This is a genomic window from Paenibacillus sp. FSL R5-0527 (genome assembly GCF_038008055.1).
In the GTDB taxonomy this organism is placed as follows: domain Bacteria; phylum Bacillota; class Bacilli; order Paenibacillales; family Paenibacillaceae; genus Fontibacillus; species Fontibacillus macerans.
This window is the reverse complement of the sequence record NZ_JBBOYI010000001.1, coordinates 6,211,465-6,225,909: the sequence shown is the minus strand read 5'-3', so window position 1 is coordinate 6,225,909 and position 14,445 is coordinate 6,211,465. Positions and strand designations below refer to the sequence as shown.

Below are 14,445 nucleotides of genomic sequence, written 5' to 3'. Positions count from 1 at the left end.
ATCAGGATGGTTGGTTAGGAAGATAAGATCCATAGGAGGGGATTCGGCATGAATCACACGATCGGACGGCGGGGCGAAGAGCGTTCCCGGCAGGCTTTTGAAGAGGCGAAAAAGGTGCTGCCCGGCGGCGTAAACAGCCCTGTGCGGGCGTTTAAATCGGTCGGCTTGACGCCGATGTACATCGACCGCGGGATCGGCTCCCGCGTGTACGATATCGACGGAAACAGCTTTATCGACTATGTGGGCTCCTGGGGCCCGCTGATTATGGGGCACGCACACCCGGAGGTCGTTAAAGCGCTGCAGGAGACGGCGGCGAAAGGGACGAGCTTTGGGGCGCCTACGCTGCTGGAAACGGAGATGGCGAGGCTGGTCGCGGAACGCGTGCCTTCGATCGACGTCGTGCGCATGGTCAATTCGGGAACGGAAGCGACGATGAGCGCGATCCGGCTGGCTCGCGGCTATACCGGACGCAGCAAAATCATGAAGTTCGAGGGCTCCTATCACGGCCATGCCGACAGCCTGCTGATCAAGGCGGGCTCGGGCGTGGCCACGCTTGGCTTGCCGGACAGCCCCGGCGTGCCGGAAGGCGTGGCTGCGAACACGATTGCGGTGCCCTATAACGACCTGGAATCGGTGAAGCTGGCTTTCGAGCGTTTTGGCGAAGAAATCGCCGGGGTGATCGTGGAGCCGGTCGCCGGCAACATGGGCGTTGTACCGCCGCAGCCCGGCTTCCTGGAAGGACTGCGTAAAATCACGAGCCAGTACGGCAGCCTGCTGATTTTTGACGAGGTCATGACGGGCTTCCGCGTCCATATGAACTGCGCCCAAGGGCGTTTCGGCATCACGCCGGATTTGACCTGCCTTGGCAAGGTGATCGGCGGCGGCCTGCCGGTCGGCGCTTACGGCGGCAAACGCGAAATCATGGAGCAAATCGCCCCGACGGGCCCGATTTACCAGGCCGGCACGCTGAGCGGCAATCCGCTGGCGATGGCCGCCGGCTACACGACGCTGTCGCTGCTGACGCCGGAGGTGTACGAGCGGCTGGAGCGGCTTTCCGCCAAGCTGGCGGACGGATTCGAGCAAAACGCCAAGGAGCGCGGCATTCCGTGCACGATCAATCGCGTGGGCTCGATGGTGTGCCCGTTTTTCACCGACCGGCAAGTGGTGAACTATGAAACGGCCAGAAGCAGCGACCTCGATCTGTTCCGCCGTTATTTCGCCGCGCTGGTGGAGGAAGGGATCAATGTGGCGCCTTCGCAGTTCGAAGGCATGTTCGTATCCGGCGTGCATACCGACGAGGATATCGAGCTGACGATCGAAGCGCACCGCCGCGCGCTGCAAAAGCTGTGAACGCGCGGATTTCCGCCGTGCGCCGGGGCGAGTGGCTGGAGCTGATGCCTGGCAAGCTGGTGCCAGCCGAGGGGCAGGACCGGCTTGCCGCCGCCCTCGCCTGGCTTGAGGGGAGCTATGGCGCTCCCCCCAAGCTGCTGCGGCGGCTGCAGGCCGAAGGCGGCGTCAAGCTGGCCGGGGATCGGCTGCGCTTGCGGGTATTTCCGCCAAGAGAGTCCGGATTCGCTCCGGTAGAAGCGGAAGCTGAGCAGCTTGCGGTTTTGTACGAAGACGATTTTAGCCTCGTCGTACATAAGCCGGCCGGGGTCAAAGTCCATCCGGACGGCAGCGGAGCTGGCGCGGCTGCGAAGCCGGGGGCCCCGCGAGCCACATTAGCCAATATGGTCGCCGCGCTGTACGCCGGCCGCGGAGAAGCGGTGGCGGCCGCGCATATCCACCGCCTGGACGATTTCACGTCCGGGCCGGTGCTGTTTGCCAAAAACGAATACGCCCAGCTCAAGCTGGACGAGGCGATGAGCCGTAAGGAGATCGGCCGGACGTATATCGCTTTCGTGCATGGTATTGTCAGCCGGGATCTGAAGGTGATCGATCAGCCGATCGGGCGGGACCGCCACCACAAGCAGCGGCGCCGGGTTTCCCCGACAGGCAAGCCGGCGCTGACCCGGGTGGAACTCGTCGAGGTGTATCCGGCTCATGACGCCAGTCTGGTCCGGCTCACGCTGGAGACGGGACGAACGCATCAAATCCGCGTTCACCTGAGCGCCGCGGGCCATCCGCTTATCGGCGACACGCTGTACGGAGGAAGCACGGCGCGCTTGCCGCACCAGGCGCTGCACGGGGAACGCCTAGCCTTTCCCGATCCGCTCACGGGAGAGACCGTGGAAGTTGAAGATCCCTGGCCCGACGCGCTGGAAAAGCTGCGTGCGAAGCTTCGCTAGCCGCAGCTTTTTTTATTTACAAACATAAGTATTTGTTATAAACTTATTGAGTAATCATTAAGTGAAATGAAGTGGTGAAACGAATGGAGAAACTCAATTTACGGCAGCAAAAAGGTCTGGAAACAAAAAACAGATTAATCGATTCCGCTTTAAAAGTTTTTTCCGCAAAAGGCTTCGATGCAAGCACGACGAAGGATATAGCCAAGGAAGCGGGAACTACGGACGGATTGATTTATCACTATTTCAAATCGAAGGAAGAACTGCTGTGGGCTGTCGTCGACAAGCATTCGCTGATCCCGGACCTAAGAGACGCCGCCGATCAGACGGATCATGATATGCCGCTCGAATCGCTGCTGACGAAATACTTCGGACAACTCCTGCACAGGCTGAATGAGAAGACCGACCTGATCGTAATGTTCTTCGGAGAGGCCCAGCGCAAACCGCAAATCCGCGAGTATCTTGTCAGCCTGATTGAAGAGGGGCTCAAACCGCTGTATTTTCTGTTAAAAGACCGTACCGCCCTGGATGAAGAAGAACTGCGTTTGGCGGTAAGAAACATCCAAACGGCCATGGTCATGTATTTCCTGCTGTATGACCGGTTTACCCGGAACGCAGAGACAAGAGAAATTTATATTCGTACGACGGTCCAGCAGTTTCTAAAGATCTTGGGTTAATTTTTTTTAACTATATTATTGAGTAAGTACTTAGTAAGTAAAATGGAGAGGATGAGCTTTTGTGAGTGTTGTTGCATTGAATCACGTCGAAATGTCCTATCCCCGAAAAAATCGGGAGCGCTTCTACGCCCTGGAGCAGTTGTCCATTGAAGTTAATCAGGGGGAAGTTTTCTGCTTGCTCGGTCCGAACGGTTCCGGCAAGACGACGACCATTAATCTCATCAATGGACTCTCCCGGCCGACCCGGGGGGACGTCCGAGTGTTTGGGCTCGATCCCGCCAAAGAAATGCGGACCGTCCGCCGCAAACTGTCCGTCGTCCCCCAGGAGACTGCACTATACAATGATCTGACGGCCAGAGAGAATCTGCTGTTTCACGCGCAGTATTATGGGATCGAAAAACGGATGTGGACCTCGCAAATCGGCAAGCTGCTGGAATTGGTCGGCCTGAGCGAAAGACAGAATGACCGTGTGGGAACGTATTCGGGGGGGATGCAGCGGCGGCTCGCGTTAGCCCGGGCCCTTCTGACCTCGCCCGATCTGATTTTGCTTGATGAGCCCACCTTAGGTGTTGACGTTCAGTCGCGGAACTCGATATGGACCCGCATCCGGGAGTTGACCGGGGAAGGCAAAACCGTATTTTTGACAACCAATTACATGGAGGAAGCGGACTCGCTGGCTGACCGGATCGTCATTATCGATCGGGGAAGCGTCGTGGCTTCCGGTTCACCGCAGCAGTTGAAAGAGAGGATTACCGATAACGCTATGGCATTGATTTTCGAACGGGAAAATGATGCCCGGACTGCCTTTGTGCGGCTGGGTGGAGAATGCTTTCCAGTGCTCGAAGCGAATAAGGTGCTGGTCAAAGTTGCCGATAAAAAGACCGCTTTGCGCATGTTGAAATCGTTTGACGCCGAAAACGACGGGCTCATCAGCTTCGAGTGGAAGGAACCGACATTAAACGACGTCTTTCTGCATTTTACCGGACGCCAATTAAGGAACTGATCGGAGGGCAAAGCCATGTTGAAAGGAACCAAGGCGATCGTTTGGAAGGATCTCAAAATGACCTGGAGGAATCCTTCGTTAATGGTACTTAGCATTATCGTACCCGTTGTATTCGTTTTTCTTTATTCGTTGATCACTCAAGTGTCCGCCACCAATCCAGTCGTGATCGCAAGGGAATCGGAAGGAGAGTTCAGCGACCGGTTTGTTCGGATGTTGACGGACATGAGTTCGGTCGACGGACCCTACTTTATTGTCCAAACGACCGACCCGGATGAAGCCTTTCGGCGGTATGAAAACGGGGAAGCGGAAGCGCTGATCGAGATCCCGGCGGCTTTTGACCAAGATCTCAAGCAGCGAACCTCGGCTCCGGAAGTTAAACTCTATGTTCATAATATCAACTCGGATGCCACCAAAAATTTTCAAATCCGGTTGTCGCACGCCATCTATCTGTTTCAACAGGCAACGGCCCCGGATCATAACATCGAGATCGTCCAGCAATACGCGAAGTTTCCCCGGGACGTGTCGATGAAACTGTACATTTCTATCGGCCTGCTCATGTTCGCCGTAACGTATACATCCATGGTCAATACCGGAATGCTCATTGCGCGGGAATGGGAGGAAAGGACGAGCAAGGAAATCGTACTTACTTCTATCGGTTTTCTTCCTTTTGTACTGGGAAAATGGATTACCGCCTTTTTGCAGACGATCATCAGCGTCCTGTTCGTATTGGGGATTATGAGTGTTACGCTGTCTTTTCCAGCTACCCGAATGTCCCCCATTTTGTGGTTTTGGATTGCCCTGTTGTTCCTGTTCGGCGGAGCGGTCGGCAGTATGCTCGGGGTGTGGTTGCGCAAGTCGATGCCGATCATCACTCTGTCCGCCGTGATTGGAATTTTTCTCTATTTGGTTTGCGGCAATGAATCCTCCATTCGCGGGTTCGCTTACGGCGGACCGGTCGAATGGTTGTGGCGATTATCGAGCCGGATTCCGGTCTCCGATGTGGTGGAAAATATGCGGAGTACCTTTCTTGCATCTGCGGCAGCGTATGAGTTTAAGGGTTTGCTGTTCATGCTCGCGCTCACGGCGCTGTTCGTTTTCATGGCGGTGTTCCGGTTAAAGAGAAACTTGTCTTATTCTCAAGGACAGTAGGAGAGGCGGCTTAGAAAAATGAAAACTTCTTTATATGCGGCAGTCGGAATGTTTGTACGTAATTTGAAGATTTTAAGCAGGCAGAAACAGCTAATCATCGCTCCTATACTACTGCCGCTGATTTTAATGTACCTGACGGCGGTTATTATGGGAGCGGGGGGCGATCAGTGGCCTGTAGGGCTAGTCGATGAGGCCAATAACGCGGAATCGAAGTCCCTTGTGCGGAGCATTGAGCAAAGTCATTCCAATATAACGAAGTATTACAATGTGGTGGAGAGGGATTTGGAGAAAGCGAGAGCCAAAGTCAGAGAAGGACGCCTGCAACTGCTGATACGGATCCCTTCCGACTACGCGAAATCAAAAGACGTTTATATTGAGACGTTTAACATCAATAGCGATATGATGAAAAATGTACGGCTGCGATTGGAGCACAGTATTTTGGATGAGTTGGCTTTAAACGGCGGTCTCAGAGTAGTGCCGAAACTGATCACGGAAAAACCGCATGATGTTTGGAGAGTATCTTACATCGCCGGAAGCTGCCTGCTGCTTTCTCTCTTTATGGGGGCGACGATAACGGCGGGCAATCTGCATGCTTTTGAAAACGAGAACAGAACGAAGAAGGAAATCCTTCTGACCCCGCAGCCGTTATGGTTGGCTGGTCTGGGGAATGTAGCTGCGGCCGTAACCACCGCCGTTATCTGTTCGATCCCTTCCTTGTTGCTTGCGGTTTTCGCCTTTAAAATGAAAATATACACCTCGCCGCTGCTTCAGGTTTATCTGATGATGATTCCGGTGATGATCGCTTGCGCTTGCGCCGGGCTATGGTTGGCTCATGTTTTGAAAAATTACCGGGTGCTGCAACCGACCGTCATCGTGTTGTCGATCGCAACCTTTTTCGGAACCGGAGGATTTATCGGCGTCAGCGTGCTTCCGGAAGCATCTCAAACGTTTGCCCGGTACTGGATTGTCTCGCGGGTGTTTCAATGGTTTAATCCCGTGCTTCATAACTTCAAGGCAGGATTCACGGCGGAACAGGCGGTTAGCATAACGGCCGTAGCCGCAATCGGGCTGGCCTTGATTCCCGTACTCTATAGGTTAACAGGCAAAAAGAGTTTTTCGGGCGGTCAGTGAGGGGCAGTACACGCTAATGAATGCGGCCAGGAGCAGAAACCGCGGGTAGCAAAAAGCTGGCATGCACTCTTTTTCGAAGGCATATAGATAAAACGAGGATGATTTGGATCATGACATATGCATGCTGAATCATGTTTGGATATGCTGAAAGGAGGTAGCGTTTTGGCTGATCAATCCTATGGTCTTCGTTTCGATATTTACGAGCGCGTTCATTTATCGGAAGATGTGATCGGCATTGAAGAGCTGGAGGAAATTGAACTTTTCCCGAAAATTCAGGTCATTCCCGGACAGGACTATGCTTCATTAAGAGGTCATTTGCTACTGGCCGGTTTGTATCGGGGGGGAGGAGAGACCCGCAGCCTGGAGCATTGGATCCCCGTAGAAATTACGATTCCGCTCAGCCGGGTGAACCGGTTGGAGGATATCACGGTGGAAATTGAAAACTTCGATGTGGATCTGCTTAGCGCGCGCAGCTTGAACATTACCGGCGTCTTGTCGCTCAAGGGCGTCGAGACATCTTCGCTGGCGGTGGAAGCCGATAGCTGGAAGGATCGGGAATTTACGACCGCACACGTCGTTCCGGGCGTTAGTCCCGAGGAGGAGGCGGGCGGCCTCTCTTTTGCGGAGCAAGAAGAGATCCGTTTCGAACCCGAAGTCCCGAAACTTACGGAATGGCAGGCGTTTCCGGAGGAAGCGCTGAAAGAGAAGCGGAGCCCGGACGAGCCGAAACCGAAGCCGGCCCCCGAGCCAGAGCCGGAGCCGACCTCTCTATGGTTGGAGGAGGAAAGCGCAGAACCGTCTGCCGGGCCGTGGACGGACAAGGAATACGCCCTCCCGGTTCAAGGCATACTGCAGCAAACGGAGTTTGAGCAGTTTAATGACGCATGGTTCAAACAGGAAATGCTCCCCTTTATCGAGCCGGAATCCGCGGACCGTTTGAGCGAACCGGCGAAACCCGAAGCCGCCCCCGTCCAAGCCGCCGAAAAAGAACCGGTGAAAAGCGAAGCCGCAAAAATCGACGCCGCCAAAAAGGAAGCGAAAAAAGAACCGCTGCATTTCGAAGCGCCGGAAAACGAGCCGGCAAACGTAGCGGCAAGCGAGGCGGAACCGCAAGAAGCTGCCTTTCCTTCGTTCTCCGAAGCCGTAGAGGAAAAAGCTGCGGCCGGGCCGGATAAAGCCGCAGCCGAGGCCGTCCAGGAACCGGAAAACGTGTTGTCGGAAAGTCTGGCGCAGGCCGAAGCGGAAAATTCTTTGCTGCAGCACCAGGAGGAGAAAAAAGAACTGAAGATCGCGCTAGGCAGCAAAAAAAGCACCGAAGAAAAAGAAAGCGAGCCTTTTGGCCTCAAGAAACTGATTTCTTCGCGGCCGCAGAACGATCTGCAGTCGCAAGCGGCGTATTCCCCGGCGGCGTCTGACGAGGCGGAGATTGGCGATGGCGAGGAGCTCTTGTGGAAAAATCTTTTTGTTCACGGAGGCGAGGAACAAACCCCGTTCCGCAAGGTCAAGCTGGTGATCGTACAGCGGGAAGAAACGCTGGATGACATCGCTGAGCGCTATCACCTGAGCTCCCGCGAACTGCAGTTGTACAATCGCCTGTCCGAAAACCACTTGGCCGAAGGGCAAATTTTGTACATTCCGTAGGCGTTTGATCCGTTATGCAGGGCTAAATATTGACTCCCGCGGGTTTCCAAGTTATGATAATATAGATTCAAGCAAAATGATTGCGTCAACGACTTGGAATGGGAAGAGTAGGGCAGTGAACCCTTCAGAGAGCGGAACCCACACGCTGAAAGATTCCGCAGGATGTTAGCTGGCCGAAGTCGCCCGGGAGTCGTCCGTTTGAGCGGAGATAGCCGTTAGAACGGACCGGTAGCAGCCGTTATCTGCTTGAGTGTCGCGGAGTCAACTTTTTTGCCGGATCAATGGGGCCGGCGAAGGAAGGTTGAATGCCGCGAAACAAAGGTGGTACCGCGAAAGTAAAGCCTTTCGTCCTTTGAGACGAAAGGCTTTTTTTGTTTTTTGCGGCGAAGGTCCGAAGAAAGCGAGGTCCCGCCGCAAAGGGCGCTTTGCAGGAAGCTGCCGGGAATACTCGCGGTCTCATGGGACGCGGATTATCTTCGGCAAGCGAAGGCGATGCTTATTTGTAACGGAGGTTGAATGGTATGACGGAAAACCAAGGTCAACAAAGTCAAACGGAAATGCCAACGACGTACGACCCGAAATCGGCCGAACAGAAGTGGTACCGTTATTGGATGGAGGGGGGCTTTTTCAAAGCCGGCCAGCGTCAGGACGCGCAGCCGTACACGATCGTAATCCCGCCGCCAAACGTGACCGGCATGCTGCATATCGGCCATGCGCTGGATTTCACGCTGCAGGATATTTTGATCCGGACAAAACGGATGCAGGGTTATGACGCATTATGGCTGCCGGGATCGGACCATGCGGGGATCGCCACGCAAACGAAAGTGGAGCAAAAACTACGCGAGCAAGGCGTCAGCCGTTACGATTTGGGGCGCGAGAAGTTCCTGGAACGCGTCTGGGAATGGAAGGACCAATACGCCGCCACGATCCACGAGCAATGGGCGAAAATGGGCTTTTCGCTTGACTATTCGCGCGAGCGCTTTACACTGGACGAGGGGCTTTCCCAAGCAGTTCGCGAAGTGTTCGTGAAGCTGTACGAAAAAGGCTTGATCTACCGCGGCAAATATATCATCAACTGGGATCCGGCCGCGCGCACCGCGCTGTCCGACATCGAGGTTGAATATAAAGAAGTTAACGGACACCTATATCACCTGCAGTATCCGCTCAGCGACGGCAGCGGCTTCATCACCGTAGCGACTACGCGTCCGGAGACGATGCTCGGCGATACGGCCGTAGCGGTCCATCCGGAGGACGAACGGTACCGGCAGCTGGTCGGCAAAACGCTGCGCCTGCCGATCGTCGGCCGGGAAATCCCGATTATCGCGGATGAATATGTCGAGAAGGAGTTCGGCAGCGGCGCGGTTAAAATTACACCGGCGCATGACCCGAACGACTTCGAGGTAGGTCTCCGCCATAATCTGCCGCAAATAAGCGTCATGGACGAAAGCGGCACGATGAATGGGGAAGCCGGCAAATACCAGGGGCTGGACCGCAGCGAATGCCGCAAGCAAATCGTTAAGGACTTGCAGGAACTCGGCGTTCTCGTCAAAATCGAGGATCACGTGCATCAGGTCGGACACAGCGAACGTACGGGCGCGGTGGTCGAGCCGTATTTGTCGACGCAGTGGTTCGTGAAAATGAAACCTCTCGCGGAAGCGGCCATCGCCGCGCAAAAATCCGGGAAAGGCGTCAATTTCGTACCGGACCGCTTCGAAAAAATTTATTTGCACTGGATCGAAAACGTACGCGACTGGTGTATTTCCCGTCAGCTGTGGTGGGGGCACCGGATTCCGGCCTGGTACTGCGAGGCGACGGGCGAGATGGTCGTGGCCCGCAGCGAGGAGGAAGCCCGCGCCAAACTTGGCCGCGACGATCTGAAGCAGGACGAGGACGTGCTCGACACGTGGTTCAGCTCGGCCTTGTGGCCGTTTTCGACGCTGGGCTGGCCGGACGAATCCAGCGAGGACCTGAAGCGGTATTTCCCGACCGATGTGCTTGTGACCGGATACGACATCATCTATTTCTGGGTAGCGCGGATGATTTTTACGTCGCTCGAATTTAAAGGCGAAATTCCGTTTAAGGACGTGCTTATTCACGGGCTCGTGCGCGACAGCGAAGGGCGGAAAATGTCCAAATCGCTGGGCAACGGCGTCGATCCGCTCGAAGTGATCGAGAAATACGGCGCGGATGCGATGCGCTACATGATTTCGACAAGCAGCACGCCGGGGCAGGATTTGCGCTTCCGTTGGGAACGCGTCGAACAGGCGCGCAATTTCGCGAACAAAATCTGGAACGCCTCCCGGTTCGCTTTGATGAATCTGGACGGCGTGGCTTACGAAGATATCGATATCAGCGGAGAATTGGCGACGGCCGATCGCTGGATTTTGCACCGTTTCAACGAGACGGCCAAAGAGATTACCCGTTTGATCGATGCATACGAGTTCGGGGAAACCGGACGCCTGCTGTATAATTTTATTTGGGACGATCTTTGCGACTGGTACATCGAATTCGCCAAGCTGTCCCTTTACGGCGAAGATGCCGCGGCTAAGCGGAAAACGCAAGGCGTGCTGGCCTTTGTGCTGGATCGTACGCTGCGGATGATCCATCCGTTCATGCCGTTTATTTCCGAGGAAATATGGCAGCATTTGCCGCATAAAGGCGAGACGATTACGCTGGCTGCATGGCCTGAGTACGATCCGGCTCTGGAAGCTCCGGACGCCGTTCAAGAAATGAATCTGCTGATCGACATCATTCGCGCCGTGCGCAATATCCGCGCCGAAGTGAACGTGCCGATGAGCAAAAAGATCGAACTTGTGGTTAAGCCCGGCAGTTCCGAAACGCTCGAAGTGATCGCCCGCAACGAACATTATATCCGCCGGTTCTGCAACACTTCGGAATACGAAGCGTCCTTGACCGCGGCCGTACCCGGCAAGGCGATGACCGCCGTCGTGACCGGAGCAGACCTGTATTTGCCGCTGTCCGGGCTGATTGATATTCAGCAGGAAATCGAACGTTTGAACAAAGAGCTCGATCACCTGAACAAGGAAGTGGAACGGGTGGAGAAGAAGCTCGCCAACGAAGGGTTCGTATCCAAAGCGCCGGCAAAAGTCATCGAAGAGGAACGCGCCAAAATGGCCGATTATGCCGAAAAACGCGATAAGGTGCTGGCCCGGATCGAGGAACTGAAGGGCTAGGGCTATATAAGTTGAACTAATGAAATGTGAAGGTTAGGCAAGAGTGTGAAATGATTCTAGAAACGGCAGTGGTCGCCTTTGTGACCAGATTTCTACTATGTATGAATCTACTTAATCATAGAAATCTGGGGCGGGCAGCGATCGTAAGAACATTTCACACGGCTGCCCTGATCCGTACAATCAATAGTTCGTTCAGCTTATATAGGCAAACTAATTCAAAATGAAGGTGAAGACCATGGGGGATCTTACAGACGAAGATATACGGCCGCTTGCGCTGGGCAGCTATGAAGAAGCGGTCGACTGGATAAACGGGCTGATTCCGTTCGGAATCCGCCCGGGACTGGAACGCATCGAGCTGATGATGGAGCGTTTGGGAAATCCCGAGCGGAGACTGAAATTTATACATGTCGCCGGGACAAACGGCAAAGGTTCGTCCTGCGCTTTTCTCACCCGGACGCTGCGCGAATGCGGATACCATGTCGGGACGTTTACGTCCCCTTATATCACGAAATTTACGAACCGTTTTCAATATGACGAAGCGGATATTCCCGAAGAGACGCTCCTTGAGCTGGCGCGCCGGGTGTTGCCGCTCGTGCGGGAAATTGCCGAAACCGAGCTCGGCTCGCCGACGATGTTTGAGGTCAGCACGGCCATTGCGATCCTTTATTTCGCCGAGGTCTGTTATCCTGATGTCGTGGTATGGGAGACCGGCCTTGGGGGAAGGATGGATGTTACCAATATCGTCACGCCGATTGTTTCGCTGATTACGAATATCGGTTATGATCATATGGACGTGCTTGGCGATACCATCGAGCAGATCGCCCGCGAGAAGGCGGGCATCATCAAACCCGGGGTTCCGGTGGTAAGCTGCGTGGAGCAGCCGGAAGCGATTGCCGTGCTGAGGGAAACGGCCCTTGGCAAGCGGGCGAATCTATATTTGCTTGGCGAACAGTTCAAGTTTGAGCGTCTGGATGTCGAGGCGGCTGCGCAAACCGTGCGTTTCTGCGGCCCATTTCGCGAGCTGGACATCGCCATCGGCATGCAGGGGGAGCATCAATGCAAAAATGCGGCCGGGGTGATGATGGTCCTCGAAGTGCTGCGGCAGTACCTGGCCTTCATTTTGGAAGACGAGCCGCTGTTGGACGGCTTTCGCACCGCTTTTTGGGCGGGACGTCTTGAGCTGGTAAAGGAAGAGCCGCGCATCGTGCTGGATGGAGCCCATAATCCGGAAGGCGCGGAGGCGCTGGCGAAAAGCCTTCCGGAAGTTTACCGCTACCGCAAGCTGCATATGATGATGGGGATGTTAGCCAACAAGCATCATCTCGGCTACTTCAAGCATATATTACCAATAGTGGATACGCTTATTCTGACCGAGCCCGATTTTCGCCGAAAAATGGATGCCGACGCGTTAAATGAGCTCGTGACCGAACTTAAGGGATCGGAAGCGAAAGCGGAGTTGGAAATCATCGTGGAACGTGACTGGAAAAAGGCCCTTTCGCTTTTGGAGTCACGGACGGAACGGGAGGATCTTGGGGTAGTGACGGGCACGTTGTATTTGATTTCGGACGTGCGGGCGGCCCTTTTGCATCAAACCGATTCTGAAAAAGGCTGGTGACCATTTTGTTAAATACTACGGAACAACATGTACATTTTATCGGCATCGGCGGCTATGGTATGAGCGCCATTGCCCGCGTCATGCTGGAAATGGGCTATACCGTCACCGGATCGGATGTCGCAGCCCAGGAGTTAACGGAGAAGCTCGCCGCCAAAGGAGCGAAAATCTATATCGGCCATACGGCCGAGCAGGTGCACGGAGCAGACCTGGTCGTCTACTCGACGGCGCTGCCGCAGGACAACGTGGAGCGGGTCGAAGCGCAGGAGCAGGGAATCCCGATCCTGCATCGCTCGCAAATGCTCGCCCGGCTGCTGAATGAACGGAGCGGGATCGCGGTTGCCGGGACGCACGGCAAAACGACGACCTCGTCGATGATTGCGCTGGTGATGGAGAGTTGCGGGGCGGACCCCACTTACATTATCGGCGGCGAACTGATGGATGTCGGTACGAACGCCAAAGCGGGGCAGGGCAAGTTCGTCGTCGCCGAAGCGGACGAGAGCGATGGCTCCTTCCTGCAGTATCATCCTTGGATTGGCGTTGTGACCAACATTGAGGCCGACCATTTGGAAAATTACGGCGGCGATTTCGGCCGTCTTAAGGAAGCATATGTTCAATTTCTGAACCAGATCAAACCGGGAGGCAGGGCGGTCGTTTGCGGCGATGACCGGAATGTGCAGGAGCTGATGCCAAGCCTTTCGTGCGGCATGATCACTTACGGCATCGAAACGGACTGCGATTATTCGGCCCATGACATTGAGCTGGGCGATCGCTGTGTCACGTTCAAGATGAGACGCGGCAGCGAGGAGTTGGGCACGGTCGAATTGTCCGTTCCTGGCCGGCATAATGCGTATAATGCGATGGCTACAATCATCGTCTGCCTGGAAGCGGGGATTCCGTTCGCGGATATTACCGAGGCGCTGCAGAAATTCCATGGGGCGAAGCGGCGTTTTCAGGTGCTGGGGGAAATGGACGGCATCCTCATCATCGACGATTACGCCCACCATCCAACGGAGATTCAGGCCACGATCGCGGCGGCCAAAGCGACGGGCAAACGGATTATCGCCGTCTTTCAGCCGCAGCGCTATACGCGGACCTTCTTCCTGCTCGATGCGTTCAGCCGGGCGTTTGGCGACGCGGATGAAGTGATCATCACCGACATCTACTCCCCGGCCGGGGAGAAGCAGATTGAAGGGGTGCATTCCGCGAAGCTGGTGGAATTGATCAAGGAGAACAGCAACTCCGGTGCCCGCTACCTGCCGACGAAGCAGGACGTGCTTGAGGATCTGCAGGGCCGGCTGCAACCCGGCGATCTGGTGCTCACGATGGGCGCCGGGGATATTTATAAGGTTGGCTACGAGCTGGCCAAAGGATTGTCCAGCTAACGGCCAAGCTGGGCCAAGCGGAACATCATGCAATACCGTAAAACACTAGAAGTGCTCCCTTAGGGGAGCATTTTTACATTATGGAATTGCTGGAATGAGCTTACTGGAACGATCGACCGTCGGCCATCAAAATAGCGGCATTTTATATACTTATTGTGCGGGGCCAGGCATGTTATCTCCATTAGCGGCATTTTGTGTCCTTATTTCCTAATAAATGGACCGAAAAACGGGTATTTCTTTGCGACGAGGGAATATAGCGGCATAAAATGCTTCTATTTCTCCCAAATGTACTGGTATCGCTGGAATAAGGACAATTTATGTACTTATTTTCCTGTGAATGGTTGAGAATGGTCCGGAAAGCGGGAATT

10 protein-coding genes and 1 other annotated feature are annotated in these 14,445 nt (G+C 54.8%); all 10 genes read left to right on the top strand.

The window, feature by feature from the left end:
• Nucleotides 1–48 precede the first annotated feature (48 nt).
• The 10 genes from hemL (at nucleotide 49) to murC (ending at nucleotide 14,077) form a co-directional block, all read left to right on the top strand.
• Nucleotides 49–1,350, top strand: coding sequence for a glutamate-1-semialdehyde 2,1-aminomutase (gene hemL, locus NYE69_RS27825; RefSeq protein ID WP_340929061.1), 1,302 nt, complete (start codon nucleotides 49–51; stop codon nucleotides 1,348–1,350).
• Between the two features lie 44 nt (nucleotides 1,351–1,394).
• Nucleotides 1,395–2,288, top strand: coding sequence for an RluA family pseudouridine synthase (locus tag NYE69_RS27820; RefSeq protein ID WP_445744848.1), 894 nt, complete (start codon nucleotides 1,395–1,397; stop codon nucleotides 2,286–2,288).
• An 83-nt stretch (nucleotides 2,289–2,371) separates the two neighbouring features.
• A complete protein-coding gene (locus tag NYE69_RS27815; protein ID WP_340929059.1) occupies nucleotides 2,372–2,962 on the top strand; it encodes a TetR/AcrR family transcriptional regulator in 591 nt (196 codons plus the stop codon).
• Between the two features lie 61 nt (nucleotides 2,963–3,023).
• Nucleotides 3,024–3,965, top strand: coding sequence for an ATP-binding cassette domain-containing protein (locus NYE69_RS27810; RefSeq protein ID WP_340929057.1), 942 nt, complete (start codon nucleotides 3,024–3,026; stop codon nucleotides 3,963–3,965).
• 15 nt (nucleotides 3,966–3,980) lie between these two features.
• Nucleotides 3,981–5,114: an ABC transporter permease gene (locus tag NYE69_RS27805; RefSeq protein WP_340929056.1), complete on the top strand. Its 1,134-nt coding sequence runs from the start codon at nucleotides 3,981–3,983 to the stop codon at nucleotides 5,112–5,114.
• A gap of 18 nt (nucleotides 5,115–5,132) precedes the next feature.
• Entirely contained in the window at nucleotides 5,133–6,245 is a 1,113-nt protein-coding gene (locus NYE69_RS27800; protein WP_124333122.1) for an ABC transporter permease, read from the top strand.
• A gap of 162 nt (nucleotides 6,246–6,407) precedes the next feature.
• Nucleotides 6,408–7,886 carry a LysM peptidoglycan-binding domain-containing protein gene (locus tag NYE69_RS27795; RefSeq protein ID WP_340929052.1) on the top strand — a complete coding sequence of 493 codons (1,479 nt, stop codon included), beginning with the start codon at nucleotides 6,408–6,410 and terminating at the stop codon, nucleotides 7,884–7,886.
• 85 nt (nucleotides 7,887–7,971) lie between these two features.
• Nucleotides 7,972–8,242 (top strand) — a binding site (T-box leader).
• 165 nt (nucleotides 8,243–8,407) lie between these two features.
• Complete coding sequence (locus tag NYE69_RS27790) at nucleotides 8,408–11,080, top strand: valine--tRNA ligase (protein ID WP_340929050.1); 2,673 nt, start codon at nucleotides 8,408–8,410, stop codon at nucleotides 11,078–11,080.
• 235 nt (nucleotides 11,081–11,315) lie between these two features.
• Entirely contained in the window at nucleotides 11,316–12,695 is a 1,380-nt protein-coding gene (locus NYE69_RS27785) for a bifunctional folylpolyglutamate synthase/dihydrofolate synthase (RefSeq protein WP_340929047.1), read from the top strand.
• 59 nt (nucleotides 12,696–12,754) lie between these two features.
• Entirely contained in the window at nucleotides 12,755–14,077 is a 1,323-nt protein-coding gene (murC, locus tag NYE69_RS27780) for a UDP-N-acetylmuramate--L-alanine ligase (RefSeq protein ID WP_340930559.1), read from the top strand.
• The last annotated feature ends 368 nt before the right edge of the window (nucleotides 14,078–14,445 follow it).